Genomic DNA, 22,217 nt, shown 5'->3' on the forward strand with positions numbered 1-22,217 from the left:
TGATCTCGGCAGCCGCAGAGTGATTCGCTGGCTGAGACTGATCGCGGGATCCAGTGTGAACTCCGGCACCGACAACATTCGCGAGTTTTGCCCCGCCTCGAACGCTTTCTGTTACGTCGAATCGCCTTGTGGCCGGGCCGAATCGGGCCGTTCCCTGATATCCGAAAGCGGGTGGAATCGGGCGGTAGCCGTGACAATCGAGGGATGGGCCACGTGCTCGAGCTAGGCCGAGGAAGAGCCGGGCGGGCTGTTGAGGGGGATCGGGATGGGAAGACGACGACGTGGTCGCCGCGGATCGAACGCGGCGGCGTTCATGTTCATGGCCGCCGTTGCCGCGCTGGTAGTTGCACCCAAGGTCGCGGACATCGCCCAACAGCAAGCCGTGATACTCGCCTCTGTTGGGGTGTGTGCGTTGGTCGTCGCCGCCCTCGCCGTCATGCTGGCGGTGCGGCACCGCCGCCAGGAGCGTGCTCGCGATGACGCGCGGGTACTGGCAGCACTACGGCAGAACTCGCTGAGCCCCTCCGACTTCGAGGAAGTGCTGGCCGCGTTATGCCGCCGCGACGGCTGCACCGATGTCCAGGTAGTCGGCGGATCCGGTGATCTGGGCGCCGACGTGATCGCACGGACACCAGATGGCCGCCGAATCGTGCTGCAGGCCAAGCGATACCGCAACGGCCGCAGCGAGGGCAGCCAAGACGTGCAACGGTTCGGCGGAACCGCGCACACCATCCACGGCGCCGACGTGGCGGCCGTGGTGACCACCGCGCACACGTTCACCCCGCAAGCACGCGCGTACGCGGCCAAGGCCGGGATCCTGCTCATGCCAGCAAAAGCGCTCGCAGCGTGGGAATCACAGACTGGCCGACTCCCTGGAATTGATCGGCCGGCGCCGGACGACCTCATCAGCGCCTGCATCGCCTGCGCCATCGCTGTGGCGTGCGTCCCACCTTCGCCATCCTCTCCCTGCTGTGGGTCCGGCCCGAAGCCCCGGGTCGGAGCGCGGTATCCACCAGGTGGTGCAGTCTCGCCGTTGGCGACACATCGACCGGCGTCGCGACGGCGGAGTGTGTCTCTATTTGGAAGAGAGCCGGTGGGAGACCCGGTGTCGGTGTGGCGGGTGGCGGCGACCGATGAGGGCTGTAGCGCTCCGTCGCCCACGATCAACGAGTATCGTCACTCAGAGGCCCGAAATCCTTCGGTTGCAGCGTATCCCATGCGCACACGCAGGTCAGATGCGCTGCGATGGGTTCCGTGTCGATGACACGTCCGAGTATCCGCTGCCGGAAGCACCTATGGCTCAACAAAAACCGCCCGCCACCGTGCGTGGGTCAGCCCTGATCGTGTTCGCCGTGGCAGTTGCCTGCGCGGTGGCCGCGCTCTTTCTCTTCTTTGGTGATGCCGAGGATATGGACGTAGCCAAGGGGATGGCCAAGGCCCTCGGCGTTGTCGCCGTCTGCCTGGCGGTTGTCCTCGGCGCAGTCGCGATTGCTCTCTGGTTCGGAAATCCGCGCGGACGCGAAGCAACTGTCGGCCTTGCCGCCCTTCTGGGTGCCAATGGCGTTGTGATGCTATTCGATTCGGATTCGGATTCCCTCGTTTTTGGGATCGCGTTACTGGGGATCGTCGCCCTCATGGCCGGTTTGCTCTGGACGCCTTCTGCGCGGGCATATTACGACCCGTGGGGGTAACAGGTGACGTAGGGGAACCATCTGTATTGGTGAAGTGCATGTATTCGAGTCCTGCGGTATTCGGTGATCCTGCGCTGAGCGGCGCTCGTCCCAGGTGCTACGGGTACACGGTCGTTTGAGCCCGCTTGGATTCGAGGCTTTGAATCTCCATGACTACTCAGTGGACGACCACGCGCATCCTCCCCAGGTTGTCGATCTTGGTGTAAGCGTCGTCGGGGTTGCCGTCGCGTTGGGCGGTGGCGCGGAGTTCGGGGAAGTAGGTGCCGGGCGTGTTGTAGGTGAATGTCTGTGTGACCTCGACGGTTTCGCGGGGCCCGCCGTCGAACGGTTTCGGAGTGAAGTCGCCGGTGCCGGTGAAGTTCCAGGCGGTGGCGACGACCTTGCCGGTGCCGGGCGGGACCTGGATCCGGCCATGGAAGGTGACCGTTTGGCCGGCGGAGACCTCGACGCGGTTCGTGCCGTTGACATCGAGGTCGACGACGGGCTGGATGCCGTGGCGGTGGGCGGCGTCGGCGGGCACCGAGACCTGACTGTTCTTGACGTCGTAGCTGGTGGATTGTGCCGGGGCGCGGCTCTTTTCGGCCCACGCGGCGACATCGCGCAGGGCTTGGTGCAGGATGCCCGTGTAGTCGATGAGGCGGTCGGTGCGAGCGCCGATGTGATCGGTGTTGTCGTTGTACCAGAGCCGGAAGCTGTCACCGTACTTGCTGCCGAGGGCTTGTTGAACCTGTTTGCGGTACCAGTCGCCGTCCCAGGTGAACGCATCGGTGTCGAGGAGATTGCACACCTCGATGACCTTGCCGTTGATCTTGCCGGTGTACGTGCCTCCGCCGGTGACACTATGGGAGATCATCATGTCGACCTGGACCGGGCGTTGCGGGTAGCGCGGTGTGCCGGCCGCGTCGCGATATTGGTTGAACCCGTAGTAGCTCGTGCTGTCGGGCACCTGGTAGCGAGCGTATGCGGGCAGCGCCAGATACCAGCGGTTGTCGATCCGGAGTTTCGCGCCTGCCGCGATCGCGGCAGGCACCTCCGCGGAGTTGCCCTGGCCGAGAGTGGCGGTTTTGCTTGCGGCGTCCAGGGTGCCGGTCACGCTGCCCTTGCTCGTGGTGCCGTCCGCGGCGTAGAGGGTGAGGTCGAGTCCGGTCGAATCGGGGTTGGCCGGAACGTCGTCCACTGTGAACGCGGTCGGCGTGCCCTGGGAATCCTTGGTGACGTTCGTGATGGTTGTCATCTGGTCGACCTTCCCTGAGCGGATCAGATCGCCCAGGCCGGACTTCTCGGTGCCGAGATAGCCAGGCTTGCTCCAGAAGTCGTCGGCGTAGGTGGGGTCGATCTGTTTGACCTGAGCGGCGAATCCGAGCAGTCCTGTGGGACCGGCGGGGGTCGTGTTGTCCCCCAGGCCCAGCACATACTGGTAGTCCTCCCACGCCCGCATCGGAACGCCGAGCGTGTTGATCTCGGTCAGCACCGCCTTCTGGGTGTCGTCCAGCCCGGCATAGGGGTTGTCGCTGCCACCGGGCGCCACCGCGTCGGCGATCGCAGGGGCCTTGTCCTTCAACACGATCGAGCCGAGTGCGCGGATGAAGAAGTAGTTCGGGATCGACACCGGTATACCGGTGATGAAAGGTACGGCGCCGTCCCATACGCCGGCGCTGTTCTCGACCGCGCCGACGGTTTCATACGAACCACCGCTTCCGCCCCAGAAGTAGCCGTAGATGCGGTCGGAGGTCCCGTAATACTCGGCGGCGACGGTCTTGGAGAACTTGGCCGCGGCCGCGTCGACTCGGTATCCGCTACCGCCGTTGGTCTGCACCCCATATCCACCGCTGGCGACGTCGAATTCGAGATCGGCATCGGTGATGTTCTCGTCGATCAGCGGATACGCATACTGGAAGAACCGTCCCTGCCACTTGTCCTTCGGCGGGAAGTAGAAGGTGAACTTCTTGTCGGTGCCATCGAAGTGTCCCGAGACCTTGTGCACGGCAACGGGACTGGTCACATCTTGTTCATTGTCGATCACGGGCTTGCCGTATTGCGGGTCGACGCAGTCGGCGGTCACCCACATCGGCCCGCCGGCCTGCTTCGGTGCGCACGCCGCACCGGACGGACTCGCCGTGCCGGTGCCGTACAACATGGGCACAACGGCGAGTCCGGCCACGAACCCGGCCGCGTACCGAATCGCAGGCCTCCGGTCGGGTAGGTGACGACGGTGCTGTTTCGCCCGACCGGCCCTGACGCGGATCATCGGTCACCGCCACAGCAACGGTGGGTGATGAGGTGCGGCGGCGCGCAAGGGGACAACCATGTGAATTTCCTTGTTGTTGTAGCGGGGTCAGCACACGAACGGGTTCAGCGGCCTTCGGGCCGGGGAAACTGGGCGGCCGGACTCCAGCGCGCCGGGGCCGGTGTCTGCAGGAGCAGCGGGCGCCGATACGACAGGTCGTCGGTGTTCCTGGTGCCCTGCTGATAGCCCTGGTCGGTGAAGAATGTCGAGTTCAGAACCGAGGCGTCGGCGGTGAACATGACCTCGACCGTGGAGCGGCGCAGGGCGATTCGCCAGTGGCCGTCGCGGCGTTCGAGGCGGTCGAGGTAGCGACCGCTGATGAATTGCGCTGTGCGACCGTCGGTTCCGAGTAGCACCACGATCGAATAGCTCTCGCAGTGCGCGGTGTCGCCGTCGATGTCGCACGTGTGGGTGGTGATGTTGTGGGTGTGCACGCGGGAGGTCGCGGCGTGGGCGGTGTTGGCCCACTGCGCGTAGTCGGCTCCGGTGTTGGTGGCGTTGCCGTGCTCGTCGACCGCGTCGGGGTGGTAGGCGCTGGTGATCAACTCGCTGTCATGGCGGTCGCAGCCGCGGGCGTGGCGCGCGATGCAGTCCAGGATTTCCGCGCGGTCCTCGAGGTAGCGCACGCGCCGCCCCAGCGCGGCCAGGTCGGGTTCGCTCGACATCTCAGGCGACCGCCTCGACACCGACCACAGTTGTGCGGTGCATGAGCCGCCGCGAGGTCGGCTCGAAGGCGACGGCACGGTGCAACATTCCGGTGTTGTCCCAGACGACCAGGTCACCGCGACGCCACCGATGCCGGTAGGTGAACTCCGGCCGAGTCGCCCACTCCAGCAGCCGGTTCAGCATCGCACGCCCGTCTTCGATCGGGCGGCCGACGATATGGTCGGCGGTCGCGCCAATCAACAGCGACTTGCGACCGCTACGCCGGGTCCACACCAACGGGTGAATCCGGGTGGGGACCCGCACCCACGCGGCCCGCTCGGCATCGGTGGGATCGGGATTCGCGAGCAGTTGCGCGGCGGTGAAGCTGTGCTGCACCCGTAGACCGTCCAGCTCCGCCTTCTCCTCGGCGGGCAGCGCCTGGTAGGCGAGGAAGGTATCGGCGAAGTCGGTGTCGCCGCCGGTGTCGTCGACCTCCCGCGCGGCGAGCAGAGTAGCCCGCTGCGGGACCTCGAGGGTGGCGCCGTCGATGTGCCAGTGAAAATTGCCCTTGCGATAGGAGGCCAGCATGGCACCGGTTTTCGCCGGGTCGAGAGTGATCGTCTCGATCTCGGCGAGTCGATGCTCGCCGGTGCGCGCGGCTACCGGCTCGCCCAGGAGACGGGTGAACGCGACCAGATCGTCGTCGGCGATGTGTAGTTCGCGGTAGATCACCACCCCGTATTCGTCCAGGGCCGCCCGGCAGTCGTCGGCGGCCGCGCGGCCGACCAGATCACGACCCGCGACGCCGTGGAATTCCACGCCGAACGGGTCCAGGGTATTGACGGTGACCGTCATCGTGATCCCTCCTTACTGGTGGTCTGTACAAAATGACTGTAAGCCAAATTAGAGAATGCTATTCTCGCTTTTGCGCAAACATACTGGTGTACGTGGGTGGCCGGCACTCAGAGTGTCGGTGGTATCGGAGGACAGGCGATGGGGTTGCAGCGGGGCGTCGGCTCGCGGGGGTCGCAGGCCCGCACGCAGATCGTGCGGGCGGCAGGCGCACTCATGCGTGAGCAGGGGTACGCGGCGGTCACCTTCCGCAGTACGGCGACCGAGTCCGGCGTGACGCCGGGGTTGGTCCAGTACTACTTTCCATCACTCGACGAGTTGTTCATCGCGGTGCTGACAAGGTGGACCGACCGGGCCGTGGCGCGTCTGGCCCGGGCCGCCGAAACCGACCGGCCGTTGCGCGCGGTGTGGGCATACGCCAATGACCCGACCGGAACGAAGCTGCTGCTGGAGTTCATGGCGCTGGCCAACCACCGCAAGGCCATCGGACCGGTGATCGGTGAGGGCGGCGAGCGGGTGCGGCAAACTCTGCGCGCGACGCTCGATCACGCTGTGCGCCGATATCACGTTGCGGGCCACGATATTCCGCCCGCCGCGGCCGCCTTCCTGATGTCGGCCATACCCCGGATGCTGCATCTCGAGGAAATGTTCGGCACCCATACCGGCCACGCCGAAACGGTCGAGCTGATCGAGAACCTGCTCGACGAGCTCGAACCGCGCGCCACGACCATGAAGGCCATCCGCCAGAACAGTTTCGGTGGTCCCGAGGTGCTGGAGACCGTCGATCTGCCGCGGCCGGTGCCACGCACCGGCGAGGTGCTGCTGCGCATGGCGGCGACCGCGATCAACCCCGTGGACTGGAAACTGCGGACCGGCGCCGTGACACACCTCGGGCCGCCGCCGTTCACCCTCGGGTTCGATATCAGCGGCACCGTGATCGAAGCAGGTCCGGGAGTCATCGAATTCGAGCCGGGTGATGAGGTTTTCGGCATGATCTTCGGCCGCACAGGGACCTATTGCGAGTATGTGGTGGCCCGGGCCGATTCCCTCGCGACCAAGCCACCCCGTCTGGATCACCCGCACGCGGCAGCTTTGCCGACCGCCGGACTGACCGCGTGGCAGGCGCTGGAACTGGCGCAACTGCGCGGTGGGGAACGGATTCTGGTCCACGCCGCGGCCGGTGGGGTCGGTCACCTCGCCGTGCAGCTCGCGGCGCTGCGCGGCGCGCAGGTGCTCGGCACCGCCCGTGCCGTCAACCATGATTTCCTGTACTCACTCGGCGCACACACGCTGATCGACTACACGACAACCGATTTCACCACCGCCATCGATCCGGTCGACGTCGTGCTCGACCTCGTCGGTGGCGGCTACGGCACCCGCTCGCTGAACGTGCTGCGCCCCGGCGGCCGCTACCTCACCGCCCAGGACTCCGACGCGGCCGACGACCCGCGCTGCCGCCGCGTGACCGGACGGCCGTCCGCCACCGACCTGGCGATGATCGCCGAGCTGGCCGATGACGGCCGACTGCGCGTGCACATCGACCGGATCATGTCGCTCACCGATGTCCGCGCCGCCCACCACCTCGCCGAATCCGGCCGCACCCGAGGCAAACTGGTCCTTACGCCCTGGTCCTGACGCCGCAGATGGACTGGTGAAGTAGCGGTATTGCATCCGTGCAGTGTTCGCCTGTCTGGGGGGCGCTATTGTCCGCTTTGGCGTATTCCGAAGGGCGATGACTACTGGTCGAATTTCATGGGTTCGTGTGGGGTGCGGTCGCGGCCGAAGTAGGTTTCGTGTTCGTCATCGGTGAGCTCCGTCGCGCAACGCGGCCGCGACATCGGTGAGCAGGCGGTCCAGAACGGGCACGTCCATGAGAACCATGTGCGCGACGATCCTGTCGTATCGGTGGGCCGGGTCGGGCAGGCCGAGCGTGAGATCGTGTTGATGGAAGTCGATTTCGGGGTAGTGCGATCGCGCAGTGGTCAACAGAGCCTCGCTGCCGTCGATGCCCGTGGCGCGAGCTCCGGCCTGTCGCATCTGTTCGGCGTTCCCGATCGGCGCATTGAACGATCTCGCCATCGGTTTGCACGTCGCCCCCGCCACGGCCGGTCTCCTGCTCACCGCGTACGCGATCGCGGCCGGGGCGGCGACGCTACCCGCGGTGTGGGCCTCCCGGCAGCTGGACCGGCGCCGCGCCCTCACGGTATCCCTTGTGCTACTGGCCCTCTCGCAGGTCGCATTTGGTCTGGCTCCGAACTTCACGGCGGCGGCACTGGCACACGGCGTGGCGGCGGTCACACACGGCCTGGTGTGGTCGCAGGTCCCATGGTAGCGGCACGGTACGCACCGGACGGAGAGCGCGGCCGGGCGACGGCGGCGGTCTTCGCGGGCTCTAGGCGGGGCGGTCACCGCCCAGGTGGCGGTCTCCGGCCAATACGCCGGACCGGAACAGAAGTTCTCGTGGCAGACTTCCGGCCGTTCGCTGGTTCAGCCAGCGATGAGCAGGACGATTGCGCCGCCGAGGACGGCCAAGCGAAACCGGGACACGGCAGAACCTCTCTGTCCTTTGGCGTGTTCGGTCTTCGGAATCAGCACGGATGGCGATGGCGAACCTGATTTGACGAGGTCCACAACTGCGTCGACCAGGTCCTCATTGATCGTCACATTGAGATCCTAATCGGTAAGGTCGCGCCGGCTCCCTCGCGACGGCTGGTAGGCACACTTAGCCGTCTCTGCCGAGAATCTGACTGGAGCTGCCAACGGTACCGACATGATCCCTAGACCAGCGTTCAATTCGAGCAGTCCCGGATCGAACAACAGGGAAGGTGGGATCGATGACCGAGTTGATAGCACTAGAAAATGGGCACATCGCGTGCGACGTAATCGGCGAAGGACCGCTGGTGGTGTTGTCGCACGGTATGGGCACGCTGCGCCAGGACTATCGCGATGTCGCGCCGCGACTGGCGGGCGCTGGATATCGCGTGGTGAACACCGATATGCGCGGGCACGGCGAGTCCAGCATGAACTGGCCCTCGGTGGTCGGGGGACCGGCCATCAGCCGCACCGACGTCGCCAATGACCTGCTCGATGTCATCCGGCATTTCGGTGGCCCCGCAGTGATCGTCGGACACTCGCTGTCCGGTGGGGCTGCCACGATCGCCGCGGCCACGGCACCGGAGTTGGTGTCGGGGATCGTTGAAATCAACCCATTTACGTTGCGGCAGAGCCTGAACGCGAGCGCGTTGGTCACGGTTGGCCGCTACCGCCGTGGCATGGTGCGGATAGCCACAACGATGTCACTGCACAGCTACCGCGCGTGGCGCAGCTACCTGAACGTGGCATACCCGATCAAGCCCGACGACTTCGAGCAGTACCTGGAGCAGGTGTTCACCTCGTTGCATCAGCCCGGCCGGATGGCCGAATTCATGAAGACAGGGGCGACCACACCGGCCGACGCACACGATCAACTGGCCAACGTCCAGTGCCCGGCGCTGATCATTATGGGCGCAGCAGAACCTGACTTCGTCGATCCTCGCGCCGAAGGGGAGGCCATCGTGGCGACGATGCCTGCTGGGCTCGGGCGCGTCGTGATGGTGGAGCACGGCGGCCACTACCCGCACTCCCAGTTCGGCGCCCAGGTCGCCGACTTGATCGTGCCGTTCCTCGCGGAACACGCTCGGCATGTTCAGCCACGGCAGGTTGGCTGACCGATGATCCCGCAGTCGTGCCATGCACTCCTGCGACCGCGTGACCGCCGCAGTCAGAATCTGGCTGTAGCGGTCACGCGCGATTGCGGCAATGATGGACCGGTGAGTACACCGCCCACCTCACCAGCACGGACCGTCGTCTTCGTGCTCTACGACGACTTCCAGTTGATCGAGTTGGCCGGGCCGATCGATGTGTTGGCCATGGTCAACAATGTTCTCAACAAACCCTTCTATCGGCTGGTGACAGTGTCGCCACAGGGGCGTCCAGTCCGCGCCGCAGGCGGCATCCAGGTAACGGCCGACGACTCGCTGCATGCGCTCGCCGACCGGGACGATCCGATCGACACGATGATCGTGGTCGGAGGATTCGGCGCGTTTGCCCCGGCTACCTCGGCGGAAGTCCCTCGCGCGCTGCCTAAAATTGCTCGGCGCGCGCGTAGGGTGACCTCGGTCTGCGCCGGCGCCCTGCTCCTGGCTGCGGCAGGCCTACTCGACGGATATCGCGCCACGACCCACTGGGGCTCGTGCGACCTACTGGCCCAACGGTATCCGCGCGTGACTGTCGAGCCCGACCGGATCTACGTCCACGACCGCAACCGATGGACCTCGGCAGGCGGCACGGCAGGCATCGACCTCGCCCTGGCGCTGGTCGAAGAAGACTGCGGGGCCGAGGTCGCCCAGCTCATAGCGCGCTTCTTCGTCGTATTCACCAGACGCCCTGGCGGGCAAGCACAATTCAGCGCCCAGTTGCGCGCCCAGCCCGCACGCACCCCAGCTATTCGCGCCATCCAACAATGGCTGCCCGATAACCTTCACCACGACCTCGGCGTCTCGATGCTCGCGCGACGCGCAGGCATGAGCGACCGCACCTTTGCCCGCACTTTCCGAACCGAAACCGGCTGCACACCAGCGGCTTTCGTGGAGCACCTGCGAGTCGAGGCGGCACGCAGGCTGCTGGAGACCTCCGACCTGACCATCGACGCCATCGCTCGCGCCGTCGGCTACAGGCACGGCGAGACACTCCACCGAGTCATCTCCCGGCACCTCGCCACCACCCCCAACACCTACCGACAACACTTCGCCGTCACCGCCCAACATTGAGCGATGTGCTCGAAGTGGGGAGTTGGTGCTCGTCCCCGGACTCACCGGGGGGATTCAAGCCCGGAGTTCATCATCGAAGTCCGGGCGCACATCGGCAGCGTGATCGACGAACAGAACGTCGCCGAGCGACTACTCCACAAACAACTCACCACCGAGCTGCAAGCACTGGACACCCGCGAAGACAACCTGATCGAGCTGGCCGCCGACGCCACCACTCCCCAGCCGAAGATCAAAGCCAAACTTCGGGAGATAGCACGCGACCGCCAACGCCTGACCGAGCGGATGACCACCACAACCGAGAACCTCTCCGACAGCGCCCGACTCATCGAAGTGGCACTCGAACTACTCGAAGACCCCCAAGAGTTATGTCGCCGATGCAACGACCAACAGCGTCGGATGCTCAACCAGACGATCTTCCACGCGCTGTACATCGACGACGAGCAGATCACCGACCACAGCCTTCGAGAGCCATTCGGCCGCCTCCACGCCATCCAGCACACGCAGCAAACCGAACACCCCACCCCCGCCACAGATGCAAACCCCCGGCCCGCGGAAATCAACAACGCCACCGCTTCACAAAGAAGCGGCGGCGTTGACGTCCTGCTACACGGCATCGACTTAGCGCCGTGTTCTAGTAAGCCAAGGTGGAGCTAAGGGGACTCGAACCCCTGCCCCCACAGGAGTTCGTGATGTCTCGTGATTCCCACTAGGTCCCGCTCCTGGGAAGAACGATCCCTCATCCCAAGTGCGCGAACGTTTCTTGGATTATCAGCGTTCCCCTGAAAAATCGACAGTCAGAACCGGTCCCATCCTTATAGTGCCCCGCCCGGCCACGAACCCACGGCACACCGGACCAGAACCGTCACGCGCTATTTGCCGATGACCAGCAGTTTTCGGTGTTGCAGCAGGTTGGCGTAGTGGTCGATACCCCTCCGGACACAGACAGTACGCGAACACGTGGCCGTGGGTTCGTTTCGGCCGTAACTGCGTGGTCGTCGTGGTTGTAGGTTAGTTTCAGTCCCAGTTCTCGGTATACCTCCAGCTTGTCGCCGGGGTCGGCAGCCCGCAGTATCGCCAGGATTCCACCTAGTGCATCCACCAGTTGACGGATTTCGTCGCGGCTCATTCGTTGGGCATGGACGGCGTGATTCGTCGCGGCGGTAAGTTGAGCGGCCAGGACGGTCCGTTCGCGGTGTATGTCGCTGCTCCACGCGGCGACCATAGCGGGGTCCGCACTGGCTTCCAGAGCGGCGCGATGTCTGGCAAGTTTGCGGTCGCATTCGGCGATCGATCGGCGTAGTGGGTCCGATGTCGCCGTCGCATCGGGTTGAGCAGCCTCCAACTGAGTCAGCGTGTATTCGACCCTTTCGGGTTCGAAAACCTCTGCAAGCCAGTTGTCGATGGGGTCGATAAGCATGTCTTCTTTCAGAAAGACATTGGTGGGGTGTTCGAGACTGTTGGCGGGCGTATTCCTGTGGATAGCGGCACCGTAGAGGGCCGCGCCGTGGAACCAGTTTCCCTGCATCTTCGTCCGCAGGTGTCGTGTCTCATGAGGCCCTTGAACGCATAGGGGTGAGTGCGACGGACTACCGCCCGGGGTGATCGTGGGCTTCGCGATGCGAATCGAGCCTGCACCTGCTCGAAGGTGTCTTTCGTGATGATCGGGTCGTGCACGGGCTGATCGGAATGGACCCAGTCGGTTTTCGCGTTCCATGCCAGCCGAGTGTCGTGGCCGAGGGCGACGTCGTCCACGTCGATGAGCGACTCCTGCTTGCGCTGCTTGTTCCACACCTCGTGACCGGTGTAGCGGGGATTGCCGAGGATCGCCCGGACAGCACTCTTGGACCAGGCAGCACCCGCCCGATGCGAATTGCGCTTGCGGTCGTGAGCCGAGGGGCACAAGATCTCGTCGACTGTCAGGCGCTGCGCAATGGCGAAGATGCCTATACCCGAGAGGTGTCATGTAGTCGTCGAGAGGGCCACCGATGGGCTGGCAGATGATCGCAGGCACGAACGGCACCCCTGGCCTGCTCTGCTCTTCGGTCAGCAGCAGCTGGGCTTGGAGCTGGCATTCGTCGGCACTGTCGGTATCGGCAGCGTAGTGCGCCAGCAGCGAGATCATGGCGATCAGCCGGAGTTCGAGTTGGTCCTGAGCGATCGGGGTCGGGTGTTCGCCTCGGAAGCGTTCCGGGGCCGTTCCCATTGGTCCGGCATACGTGGTGCAGACGGAGCTGCAACTCATCTCTGCGCCGAAGTACTCGCGGAGCGAGCGCATTCAGCGGGCGTGCCGCCGAGGCCCACGCAGTTCACGCAGGCTCGGCGCACCGGGCAGCAGATCGGGTAGATCGGGCATTGCTGCCGCGGCAGCCGTGATCGGGGCGATGATCTCCTCATTGCGAACGCGCGCCAGTCGCGCGGCTTCCTGTCCCGCCTCGGTGACCGAACGTGCGAGTTCCCGGCGACCGGTACCGAAGGCTTTCGGCGCGAACTTTACATCCACCAACACACCCGAACCGTCGACTGTGACCTCGACCAGACCATCGGCTGAATTCGTGGTGGATCGCACAGCGGCCAGCTTCTCGCGCACCGCGGTGACGTGCGCGCGTTGTTCGGCGAGGGTGTCGAGGATGTGGTTGATCTGATTGCGCATCCCCTCACCGGCCGAACACGGTCCGTCGCTCTCCCATTGCTCCATCGGTTGCTGTTCTCCTTCGGTTCTCAGAGTGCCGATTGCCGGCGCTCGGAAAAGCGTTCCTCGAACCCCACCACAAATTTTGCCGGCGGGACCGAGGACGACGACTGCTCGACCACGCCATCGTCGGCGATATAGAAGATCGCCCGGCCGATCGAGATCTCGCCCTCCGGCACCGGCACATGAACCATCCATCCGGCACTGATCCGGTGAGCGACCAACTCCGATAATGGATATCCGGTGGTGTCGTACCGGTTCCCGATGATGTAGTCGCCGACCCGTGCGATCGCCAGCCGCTCCGGCATCCGGCGAGGTGGTGCCGGGGCCAGCCCCATGATCGAATACTGGTAGAGCGCGCCATCGATATCGTGCCGCTCGTTGTCACCGAAAACCGCGGCCAGGTCCTCGCGAGTCACCCTGCCCGCTTCCGCCGAGGAAACCAGAGCCGTTGCCGCGGCAGAGATATCACTGCCCGGTGCGGCGGCGAGACCGGCGATGATCGCGCTCACGGAGTCGGCGCTCCACACCCCGGGCACAGCCTCGGCGCACTCTCGCGCCGACGGCGATTGACCCCGGTACCAATGCCCGGCCTCCCACCAATAGCAGAACGACAGCAGACCCGCGGCAGCCCGCGGATTCAACACCGGGTTCGCCACCCAATCCGGCGCGCCCGCGAAGAGTTTCGGCATGGGCTCGCCACCGTTGTACACCGCATCCAAGCTCGGTGCGTTCCACACCCCACCCGACAGCACGGCCCGGTCGCCCGGCAGCACGTGCACCGTCGAACCACTACGCGCGTCACCCTCGAAAACACCTGCCGACGGGAGCATCCGTGGTCCCCAATCCGATCGGGCGGCAACGAATGCCGCGGCGATGGTCGTCCAGCGCGCCAACAGCATTGGGAGCGGGGGAAATTCATGCTCGGCGAGAGTTGCCCACACCTGCCCGTCCCAATCGGCGCGGGCACCCGCCGCGGCTTGCTGCACGGTCCGCTGCTGACGGTCCTCGTGTCCGAGATAGGCGCCCAGCCATACCGGCAGCTTGTCGCGCGGAAACGCCGCCAGATCGGCCCGGTAGGCCTCCGGCGCGAACAGCTGCTCTGGTGGGAACGGCTCCGCGCCGTAGTCGTAGGTGACATCCATCTCACCGGAGTTGTTCATTATCAATAACATTCGCCACCACGGGCCCTGCGGCATCGCCGCCGCCCCGGTCCGCAACCGCCGCACGAGAGTGAGCACTGCCTCCGGGGCGCGCACCGACATTCTTTGCGAGGCAACAGAATACACGAGGTCGGCAGCTTCGGTCACGACCGTCATCGCGAATACCGCGTCCAGCCGACGCCAACCCGTGGGGCCGTGCGCCGTCAACTCGTCGACAAGTCGCTGATCAATGGTGGTATCGATCGACATCTCGGTCATGGTGCAGCCTTTCTTGTTCGTGTCGGCGCAAACGTCTCGCCTGCATTGCCGCCAGTCGGCAGCTTCGGCCGGGTCGGGCGCGCGTCGGGGACGAGCCAGCCTTCCTGGACACCCTGAAACCGGGGCACCAAGGCCGAGGCCAGCGCGAAGAACCGCGGATCCGTGTTGCCGTCCTGCAGGACCCACGATCGTGACTGCCGGAGGAACGGACGCACATCCCCCTGGCCGCCATCCCGCGCATAGTGCGCCGTAGCCAGCAAGACTGCGGTTTTCATCGCTTGGACAACCCGCGGCTCGCGAGCCATCTCATCGAGGTCGGGTGGGAATCTGTCACGCGAAAACCGCGTCTTGGGCGCCCGGCGCTGGTCCGGTCCGTTCTCGGTGATGGTTTCGACCGTGTGCGCCGGTCCTTGGCCGAGTTCCTCGAATATCCAGACCGCCGGGTTGGCGAGGAATGTCAGCCTCTCTTCCGCGGGCACGTAGCGAGTCAACCCGGAACCTCCCTGCCAATGACTTGCCGGTAGATGGAAGAGATGACCCCTCTTGCTGTTCGGATGCGGGTCGTCGGGGTGAATGGTGAGAATTGTGTATTCTCCCGTTATTTCGGGTTCGGTGAATACGTGTTTCACCACTTCTTCCATCCTGCCGCGGAGCGCGTCGTCCACGATGGTGTATGCACTGCCGGGAAGTTCGAGATCAATCCCCTCCGACCTCATATGTTTTACGAAATTTCGATACGTGCCGGAGACCAGCGCCTCCGCCTCTTCGCTCAAACCGGATCGGAAAGTCTTGGGTAACGGCAGCTTCTTTCCGGTGAGACGTTCGAAATCGCGTGCCACCATCTCGATCACCTTGGACGAATAGCCGACCTCACGGCAGAACTTTGCGAAGAAAACGGGATCTATATTTCGTATGGCAGCCGCTATTATATGCCCGTCTCGGGCGGCGAACATGCACCGCCACAGCGGATTCTCAGCCGCGCGTGGACGCAGTCGGTGCAGCATGCTCTCGCCGACCCACTTATGAAACGGAGCAATGAATTCGGACGCGACATCATAGGCCTGGGCCGTCAATCGCAATCCGTAGGGATCCAACGAAAAAGACCGGCCGATATCCGCTATGCTGGAGAAAGCCTGTTCCACCGGGATTCTCGGGAAGTTGCGGAGGAATTCGTCGCGCATCGGCACCGGCGCGACGAATTCCTGTCGAGTGGAAGAATCGAACCGAGCTACTGTGCGTGACATTCCCGTGCCCGCCTCGGCCATCGCCGATAAACGATTGAATTCATCCGCGTGCTGCACGAGGGTGGCCGCTTCGAAGCACTCGACCGCATCGGCCAGGTGTAAGATCTCAGGAATACCGGCGACATGACCGTAGCGCCTCAGATTTCCCATCGGGTTGTTCTCGAACGGTCTCCACGATTGCCCGAGCAACAGCTCGCGTTTGTCATTCACCTTACCGATATCAAATTTCCAGTCGATGGCAAATATGGAGGCCCGTCCCAGCTCCCATCTTGTTCCCAATATTTCGTGCAGATTCGAATGCAACTCGTCGCGGATCAGTTTCAGGTGGTTTTTCTGTTGCTGGGTAGTTGCTTCCTGCTCTGCGGCTATCTGCCGCACGAAGCGCCCGATCCATGCCATGACCTCGGTGGCGGGACGTTCCCGGCTCACTCGAAGCCAGCCCTCGTCGTGCAAGTAGTTCAGCCCAGCCTGTAGCTCATCGAGGGCATGACGCACCAGACGCGGATACAGTTCCCCCCTGTCCACCCCGAGCGATTCGGCCAGTTCGTCACGTGCCGCCTCTGCACGAATGCGCAGCCATTCCAGCGCCAGCGAGTTCGGGGTCAGCATGGCCGGGTCGAGGCCGCGTTCGGTGGCGGCGTCGTCGCGCAGCGCCCGCTGCCACCTGATCTGCATCTCGAGATCGTCGGGAGTCTGGGACAGAACCTGCACCGTTTGCGGCCGCGCGGGAACGGCGGCGGTGTCGGCGGATCGGCGGCTCCACGGTGTCGGTGCGGCCTCGGCGGCCGCGCCCTTGTCCGGCCTCTTCCTCCCGTCGTGCTGCCCTGCGTTCTCACCTGCGAAGCGATTGAATACCGCCCACGCTCCGGCGTTGCGTCCATTGCGCCGGCGGGCGACTGCGTGATCGATCTCCACGTCCCTGCCGTTGTCACCGGCCATCTGCACCGGGTCGAATGGCATCGCTCCCCGGCCGCGTGGGGCAGCGGGCGAAGCAACCGGAGTGTCGCCCGCCCGCCCTGGCTTCGATTGGCCATCGGTCGGTGCCGACGCCGTGCCACCGGCATCGCGCCCGGCCTGTTGCGTGGCGCGTACGTCACCGTCCGTCGCAGAATGACGATCGGCCGGTCGATTCTCGGCGTTCACCGAGCCAGCACCGCTCCATGGCGTCACGGACCGCTCAGATGGCTTGTGGGGGGCAGCCGTCAATCCATCCTCGCCCCCTTCCGATCGAACACCACCAGCGTCATGTTCCGACTGCTTCTGCCGCTCGTAAGCAGCCATCAGATGCGAGTGCACCAGCTTTTGGGCGTCCGTTGCCCGTGAACCGTGCATATTCACTGCCATGTTCGCTTCCGCGTACAACTCGCGTAGCGCGACCGCGTCGGCGCCTTCTTGCTCTTTCGGAGTTTCGGAGGCCTTATGCTTGGTCTCGCGCCTTTGAAAGCTATATCCGCTGAGTTCTCGCCGGAGCCAAGCCGGGAATGTATCCATCGTGGTAGACAGCGACGTCCGAACAAAAAGAGCGACAAGTGCGCTCATGATGTTTTGATAGTCCGCTTCCGGGATATATTTCAACCCGCTCAGGTTATGAAACCAGTGGCCTTCTTCGTGGAATGCGATACTTTTGAACGCCTGTTCACTGTCCGCCGAAAGCCATTGAGAATCCACCGACCTCTGCACATCCTGCTGAAACAAGGACAGGCTCATCGCATAGCGCTCACTGAGCCAAAAACCGGTTACCTGGCGTCGACCATCGATTTCCTGCGACCTGGTCCAAATCATGGTCGTGTACCTCGAAGGCATATCGACTCCGATTACAGGGCGATGGTGCTCAGGGTCCGGAGCAAGTAGGCCGGGGTTTTTGGTGAGAAGCTCCCGCATTGCCTGGGCGAACTGCCGGAGGGCGTCGAGGTCGAGATCCGGGCCTGCGAGCCCGACAGCCTTCACGCCTAAGTCGTGTTCCAGACCGCGCGCGATCTCTGCTCCCTCCTCCATCGACGCCAGTTCCGCGGCCGTCAGCACTCGCTCGGGTGGCAGCGTCATGCCATGCAGTTGTCGCGCCAGCGTAGTCAGCAGCGAATATAACGCATATTCGCCGGGGCTCGGGTTGAACCAATATTCTTTGGCTGCGAATGATTGCCGAAACGCTTGTCGAATATCCAGGTCACGCAGAGATTTCTTGTTGAAGAAGCATGCCTTGGTGAACTGGGTCTGGAGCCATTTGTCGAAGTCGACCGGGCTCTCGGTAGCAGCACGCCTCTCGTGGGTCTTTCGCAATGCGGTTTCCGCCTGCGCTTCCGCTCGCCAGCACGTGGCGAACATCAGCGCGTCTGCGAACATTTCGGTAGCACATTGCCACACTTCTTCAATGGTGAGACTGCGGTCTTCTTTTTCTTTTTCGCGGATAACATAATCGACGTCCAACTGTAGCCGGCCGGTAACAACCTGCCCGTCGGAAACATGCGGAAATCCGTCGTAAATCCGGCCGTCCTCAAAGCTGGTGAGTGCCAACTCGCGAATGACAACCATCGGATGTTTCGTGAGATGATCGTGAATCGTCTGCAGGGCCTCCTGGGCCCTCCTCAGGTCGACCCCCGGCTGGAACGACACCTTTGTAGCGGGATTCAACTGCTCGAACGCGTGGACAACACCCAACACGCTGACGTGCTCTGTCGCTACCCAGTCTCGGCCCGGGTCCCACTTGTATGGATCGGGCTGCGGTGCGGCGCCAGGCCCCTGCTGCGACTGCTCCGGCGACAACGCTCCGTGGCCAGGGGCGCCGGGAACGCCCGGTTCCGGCGAACCGGGCGCTGCTGCAGCCGGGGACTCTTTTGCCTGCTGAACGGTCTTTGACTGTTTGGGATTTCCGGACTGCGGAGCACGAGCCGCACCGATGGGCGAGCCCGGCGCAAGTGCTGGGCCCGCTTGGGTCCGGCTATCGGACTTGTGCGCGGTATGTGGCGAATTCCCTTGTGCAGAACTCTCGGTCGTGGGCTTCGGTGAATGTGCGTGGGTATTCGATCCAATGGCGTCAGGTTCGGGTATCGACTCAGCGGCTGGTCTCGGCGAACCTTGCTGTGTATTACTGTTGTTCGTATCGGGCGTCGTGTGGTTCTCGGGCTCGAGCGCGCTGTCCGGCGCCGCGACTTTGTCGGTGCCCGGCGTTCTCTGGAAATCCGACTTCATCGGAGTCTTGTTCTTCTCGGCGGATCGGCGGTGGTTCCACGGTGTCGGCGCGGCCTCGGCGGCCACACCCTTGTCCCGCCTCTTCCTCCCATCGTGCTGCCCTGCGTTGTCCACGCCGAAACGATTGAATACCGCCCACGCTCCGTCGTTGCGTCCATTGCGCCGGCGGGCGACCGCGTGATCGATCTCCACGTCTGTGCCGTTGTTGCCGGCCATCAGCACCGGGTCGAATGGCATCGCTCCCCGGGCACGTGGGGCGCCCGGCGAAGCAACCGGAGTGTCGCTCGACCCGCGACCGCCCCATGGCGTCGCGGACTGCTCAGATGGATTGCGGGGGGAGGCCTTCGAGATGTCGGCTCCGTCGGTAGCCACTCGATTGCCGATGACGGACGGCGGCGGATCACCATTCGTGATGGGGTGATGCTTCAGCGGGGCGTCTCGACTCGGCGTGGCATCCTCAGCGCGTAGTGGCTTGTCGATGATCGCGTGTACGAGCTCGCTATCGTCAGGAAGCGGGCCCGCCCCTTCCAAGATCGCGAGCAGCCTTTTGCAAGCTACGCCATCGTGGAGCTCTCCCGGCACGAAAGGTGAACGCCTGCCGTTCATTTGCCGATATCGATCCCGGGCATACTCGAGATTCGCCAGGATCACCGGGGGAACCGTCCTGCCCAGCTGAGCGAGCCCACCCTTCAACAGCCGGTACTGCATGCTGCCGGCCCTAATCGTCTCCGTCCAGTCTGCCGCGGAACCGTAGAGGTCCTCGTCGAAGTCCGGTATGGCGCTGGGTGGTACCCCGGCCTTTTCCAGCGCCCAATAGAGCAGAACTCTGGTCAACCGGCCGTGAAAATCGCCACGCTCGCTTTCGGTGAGCGGCCGCGACAGCACACCCCAGTGCTTGTTCTTCGCGATGTGGAATTTTCCGGTGTCGTCCGGTTGAATCCGCGACCCGAGTCTGCGATGCAACTCCAGAATGAAGTCCACAGTCAACTCGTCATCGAGATGTTTCTGTGCGTACTTCCTGGCATCCAGCCAGCTCAACCACTCTGTCTGCCCGAATAGCAGTTCGGGCCGAACCTGTTCCGCCGCAATAGCGGTGCGCCAGAAGATGCCCTCCTGATACAGCGCGATCTCCAGCATGCGCTCGGCATCGGTTTCAATGCCGAGCGCATGCTCGAGATCGCGTATCTCATTATCGATTGCCGTGACAGGGTCGGCAGGTTCGGGCGCGATCAGCTCCGGATTCGGTTGCGCCGGCGTGGGCGGCACACTCGTTGCCGCGCGCCTGCGACCCATCGGCGGCCTGAGCAGCGCGGCCTGATCCCCGGGTAGCACCTCGGAGATCGTCTGCAGGGCACGCGACTGCAGGGCTTTCGTTGCCCCGATGGTCCTGCCCAATGTCTCGGCTGTTGCTTCGGCCGAAAGCCCTTGTACGAATCGGTAATACAGTGTTGCCCGCTGTGTTTCCGGGAGGGTCCCGATACTGTCGGCCATCGCATTCTGATTGTCTCGGACCGCCTTCCGGATCGGCGCGAGCAGCCAGTCGGCGTTCGCCAGGGCATCAACGATTTCGGCTGTTTTCTCCACGGGTAGAGCGGTTCCAGGATTGTTGTCACGTCGCCTTCGGCGACGCTTTACGGCCTGCTCGGCGTGGCGCTCACCGAACGGTGTGGCGGCCGGAAGTGTTGGCCGGGGTCCGGGCTTTCGGGAGCTCGTCGGCGAACCATCCGGTTCATGTTCCGGCACAATTGGATTCGCAGTGTTTGAGGCGGGTGGGGGCGTGGACAGTCCGCGGTCGGGTGCGGGCAAGTCTTCGGTTGCTGCGGAATTGGTTTCGAATGGCGTCGGCGTTGGCTCGGGCGGTGATGGTGGGGAGGCTGCGTCGGAACCGGAATCGTCGTTGTCCGGAGCGGCGCTCGGGATGCCGAGGTCTGATGGGCCACCGTGCGGCTGATGCAGTTCGAACCAGGTGGATTTGCCGGTGCCGTTGTCCTGCACGATGGTTCCGTGGTCGGCCGACAGCATGTCTACTAACGGGCCGCCGCGGCCGCATTCGGCGTCCCAGTCGGGCATGTCGGTGCTTTCCGGGACGACTGAGCTCTTGTCGGTGACCGTGAACCGGACCTGACGGACGTCGTCGGTATCCGTCACGGTGAGAATGACCGCGACCTCGTGCTTGGTCCACCGCAGCGAATTCGCCACCGTCTCCGAGACCAGCAGTTCCGCGGTGTCGACCAGATCCTCGGTGAGCCAGGGGAACTTCTGCGGCAGCGACCGCACCCATGCGCGGGCACGTCCGGCGGGGCGGACTCGCGGTCCTTCCTCACCTACGACCCCGGTATCTTCGCCGTCTTGGCGGACGATGAACAGTTCGCGGATAGGTGGCGTAGACGAGCTGCTGCGCTTACGAGGTTTCGGTGCAGCGGCGGGTGTCGGCGGCCCGGATGTGGGCGTTGGCGGCGGTTCGGCCGCGGGTTGCGGCGGTGGCTGTCCTTTGCCGGGACGCTTTTTGGGCTTCGGCTGTGGCGGCGTTGTCGGTACCGGCGCAGGTGATTCCGGTGGCGTCTCCTGTTTGCGTTTGCGTTTTTTGGGGTCGTTGGCCGAAGCCGAGGCCATCGGGACCGGGCGCGCCGGGACCACTGGTTGCGGCAATGGCCCGGCGAGGGTGGTGGCGGGGGTGCCGCCGCGGGTGGGTTGGACGGTGGGGTCGGGGATGTACTGGGTGCTGTCGTGGTTTTGGGGGGTGGCGGTGGGATCGGTTGGGGCGCCGGGGGTTTGGGGGTTGGGTGTGGTGGCGTAGTGGGAGGGGGGATTGAGTTCGGTGGGGCGGTCGGCGGGTGTGGCGGGTAGGTGTGGTGCGGGTGTGTTGTTGTGGCGGGGCAGCGGTGGTTCGGAGTCGTGGACGCGGGGTTTTTGCTCGTCCTGGTCGTTTTCGGCGGGTGCGCCGGGGACGGCGGTGTCGGGGATCGGGACCTGTGGGCGGTCGGTCAGTGGTATGGCGGGTCCGGTGTCGGGAAGAGCCGGGGTGGTGGGGTGCAGGACGATCGGGATTGCGTTGGGGGGTGGGCCGTCCGGTGGGTCGGGTTGGCCGGGGATTTTGTAGGTGGTGCCTGGTGGTTTGGTGTATTCGTCGACTTCTTTGTTCGGAAACTCGTCCACCTGTGGTTGGGCGGGGACGTAGCTGGGCATCGGGGGTGTGACGATGGTGCCGATGCGGTCGGGGAATTCCTCGGGATCGCTGGTGGTTTGGTCGTTGTCGGTGGGCTGCCCACCGGACATCGCCGGCGGGGGTGCCGACAGTCCTGTGACGGAATCGGGATTCGATGGCCCATGCCCGCTCAGTGCCGCTGCGCCAGCCAATGGTGCCAATGGGATCGCTTGGGATGCAGAGTTGTTC

Annotated in this window: 17 protein-coding genes; 7 read left to right on the top strand and 10 right to left on the bottom strand. The window is 64.3% G+C overall.

What is annotated here, in order from left to right:
• Positions 1-436: 436 nt before the first annotated feature.
• Entirely contained in the window at positions 437-1,264 is an 828-nt protein-coding gene (locus tag OIE68_RS47025) for a restriction endonuclease (RefSeq protein WP_419150759.1), read from the top strand.
• Positions 1,265-1,295: 31 nt separating this feature from the next.
• A complete protein-coding gene (locus tag OIE68_RS09205; RefSeq protein ID WP_327098946.1) occupies positions 1,296-1,691 on the top strand; it encodes a hypothetical protein in 396 nt (131 codons plus the stop codon).
• 157 nt (positions 1,692-1,848) lie between these two features.
• Here the strand turns inward: OIE68_RS09205 and OIE68_RS09210 are convergent, their stop codons facing one another.
• The 3 genes from OIE68_RS09210 to OIE68_RS09220 form a co-directional block, all read right to left on the bottom strand.
• Positions 1,849-3,939 carry a hypothetical protein gene (locus OIE68_RS09210; RefSeq protein ID WP_327098947.1) on the bottom strand — a complete coding sequence of 697 codons (2,091 nt, stop codon included), beginning with the start codon at positions 3,937-3,939 and terminating at the stop codon, positions 1,849-1,851.
• Between the two features lie 104 nt (positions 3,940-4,043).
• A complete protein-coding gene (locus tag OIE68_RS09215; protein WP_327098948.1) occupies positions 4,044-4,643 on the bottom strand; it encodes a nuclear transport factor 2 family protein in 600 nt (199 codons plus the stop codon).
• 1 nt (position 4,644) lies between these two features.
• Complete coding sequence (locus tag OIE68_RS09220; protein ID WP_327098949.1) at positions 4,645-5,478, bottom strand: TauD/TfdA family dioxygenase; 834 nt, start codon at positions 5,476-5,478, stop codon at positions 4,645-4,647.
• A gap of 138 nt (positions 5,479-5,616) precedes the next feature.
• Between OIE68_RS09220 and OIE68_RS09225 the strand changes: the two genes are divergently transcribed.
• Positions 5,617-7,110, top strand: a complete 1,494-nt coding sequence (locus tag OIE68_RS09225) for a zinc-binding dehydrogenase (RefSeq protein ID WP_327098950.1) — start codon at positions 5,617-5,619, stop codon at positions 7,108-7,110.
• Positions 7,111-7,275: 165 nt separating this feature from the next.
• Here OIE68_RS09225 and OIE68_RS09230 read toward each other — a convergent pair whose 3' ends face one another.
• Entirely contained in the window at positions 7,276-7,554 is a 279-nt protein-coding gene (locus OIE68_RS09230) for a class I SAM-dependent methyltransferase (RefSeq protein WP_327098951.1), read from the bottom strand.
• On the opposite strand from OIE68_RS09230, the gene OIE68_RS09235 reads away from it, so the two are divergent.
• Positions 7,538-7,807: an MFS transporter gene (locus tag OIE68_RS09235; protein ID WP_327098952.1), complete on the top strand. Its 270-nt coding sequence runs from the start codon at positions 7,538-7,540 to the stop codon at positions 7,805-7,807. The genes OIE68_RS09230 and OIE68_RS09235 overlap by 17 nt on opposite strands.
• 155 nt (positions 7,808-7,962) lie before the next feature.
• On the opposite strand, the gene OIE68_RS09240 is transcribed toward OIE68_RS09235, so the two are convergent.
• Entirely contained in the window at positions 7,963-8,139 is a 177-nt protein-coding gene (locus tag OIE68_RS09240) for a hypothetical protein (protein ID WP_327098953.1), read from the bottom strand.
• Positions 8,140-8,309: 170 nt separating this feature from the next.
• Between OIE68_RS09240 and OIE68_RS09245 the strand changes: the two genes are divergently transcribed.
• From OIE68_RS09245 to OIE68_RS09255, 3 genes are all read left to right on the top strand, one after another.
• Positions 8,310-9,182: an alpha/beta hydrolase gene (locus OIE68_RS09245; RefSeq protein WP_327098954.1), complete on the top strand. Its 873-nt coding sequence runs from the start codon at positions 8,310-8,312 to the stop codon at positions 9,180-9,182.
• 102 nt (positions 9,183-9,284) lie between these two features.
• Entirely contained in the window at positions 9,285-10,283 is a 999-nt protein-coding gene (locus OIE68_RS09250; protein WP_327098955.1) for a GlxA family transcriptional regulator, read from the top strand.
• A 99-nt stretch (positions 10,284-10,382) separates the two neighbouring features.
• Positions 10,383-10,937 (top strand): hypothetical protein, encoded by a 555-nt coding sequence (locus OIE68_RS09255; protein ID WP_327098956.1) that lies wholly within the window; start codon positions 10,383-10,385, stop codon positions 10,935-10,937.
• A gap of 208 nt (positions 10,938-11,145) precedes the next feature.
• Here the strand turns inward: OIE68_RS09255 and OIE68_RS09260 are convergent, their stop codons facing one another.
• The 5 genes from OIE68_RS09260 to OIE68_RS09280 form a co-directional block, all read right to left on the bottom strand.
• Entirely contained in the window at positions 11,146-11,808 is a 663-nt protein-coding gene (locus tag OIE68_RS09260) for a hypothetical protein (protein ID WP_327098957.1), read from the bottom strand.
• Positions 11,709-12,185: a recombinase family protein gene (locus OIE68_RS09265; RefSeq protein ID WP_327098958.1), complete on the bottom strand. Its 477-nt coding sequence runs from the start codon at positions 12,183-12,185 to the stop codon at positions 11,709-11,711. The genes OIE68_RS09260 and OIE68_RS09265 overlap by 100 nt, the downstream gene beginning before the upstream one ends.
• A gap of 373 nt (positions 12,186-12,558) precedes the next feature.
• Complete coding sequence (locus tag OIE68_RS09270; protein ID WP_327098959.1) at positions 12,559-12,978, bottom strand: YbaB/EbfC family nucleoid-associated protein; 420 nt, start codon at positions 12,976-12,978, stop codon at positions 12,559-12,561.
• A gap of 23 nt (positions 12,979-13,001) precedes the next feature.
• The gene (locus OIE68_RS09275; RefSeq protein WP_327098960.1) at positions 13,002-14,393 is read right to left on the bottom strand and encodes a hypothetical protein; all 1,392 of its coding nucleotides are present in this window, start codon (positions 14,391-14,393) and stop codon (positions 13,002-13,004) included.
• Positions 14,390-21,979: a sigma factor-like helix-turn-helix DNA-binding protein gene (locus tag OIE68_RS09280; RefSeq protein ID WP_327098961.1), complete on the bottom strand. Its 7,590-nt coding sequence runs from the start codon at positions 21,977-21,979 to the stop codon at positions 14,390-14,392. Before OIE68_RS09280 ends, OIE68_RS09275 begins: the two co-directional genes overlap by 4 nt.
• Positions 21,980-22,217: the final 238 nt, after the last annotated feature.

The sequence above is a fragment of the Nocardia vinacea genome, assembly GCF_035920345.1.
Taxonomy (GTDB): Bacteria; Actinomycetota; Actinomycetes; order Mycobacteriales; family Mycobacteriaceae; genus Nocardia; species Nocardia vinacea_A.

Excerpts from the sequence above, each read along its gene's own strand:
- OIE68_RS09245 (WP_327098954.1), top strand. The coding sequence starts at position 8,310 with ATGACCGAGTTGATAGCACTAGAAAATGGGCACATCGCGTGCGACGTA.
- OIE68_RS09205 (WP_327098946.1), top strand. The coding sequence starts at position 1,296 with ATGGCTCAACAAAAACCGCCCGCCACCGTGCGTGGGTCAGCCCTGATC.
- OIE68_RS09260 (WP_327098957.1), bottom strand. The coding sequence starts at position 11,808 with ATGCAGGGAAACTGGTTCCACGGCGCGGCCCTCTACGGTGCCGCTATC.
- OIE68_RS09270 (WP_327098959.1), bottom strand. The coding sequence starts at position 12,978 with ATGGAGCAATGGGAGAGCGACGGACCGTGTTCGGCCGGTGAGGGGATG.
- OIE68_RS09210 (WP_327098947.1), bottom strand. The coding sequence starts at position 3,939 with ATGATCCGCGTCAGGGCCGGTCGGGCGAAACAGCACCGTCGTCACCTA.
- OIE68_RS09225 (WP_327098950.1), top strand. The coding sequence starts at position 5,617 with ATGGGGTTGCAGCGGGGCGTCGGCTCGCGGGGGTCGCAGGCCCGCACG.
- OIE68_RS09275 (WP_327098960.1), bottom strand. The coding sequence starts at position 14,393 with ATGACCGAGATGTCGATCGATACCACCATTGATCAGCGACTTGTCGAC.
- OIE68_RS47025 (WP_419150759.1), top strand. The coding sequence starts at position 437 with ATGCTGGCGGTGCGGCACCGCCGCCAGGAGCGTGCTCGCGATGACGCG.
- OIE68_RS09220 (WP_327098949.1), bottom strand. The coding sequence starts at position 5,478 with ATGACGGTCACCGTCAATACCCTGGACCCGTTCGGCGTGGAATTCCAC.
- OIE68_RS09215 (WP_327098948.1), bottom strand. The coding sequence starts at position 4,643 with ATGTCGAGCGAACCCGACCTGGCCGCGCTGGGGCGGCGCGTGCGCTAC.
- OIE68_RS09230 (WP_327098951.1), bottom strand. The coding sequence starts at position 7,554 with ATGGCGAGATCGTTCAATGCGCCGATCGGGAACGCCGAACAGATGCGA.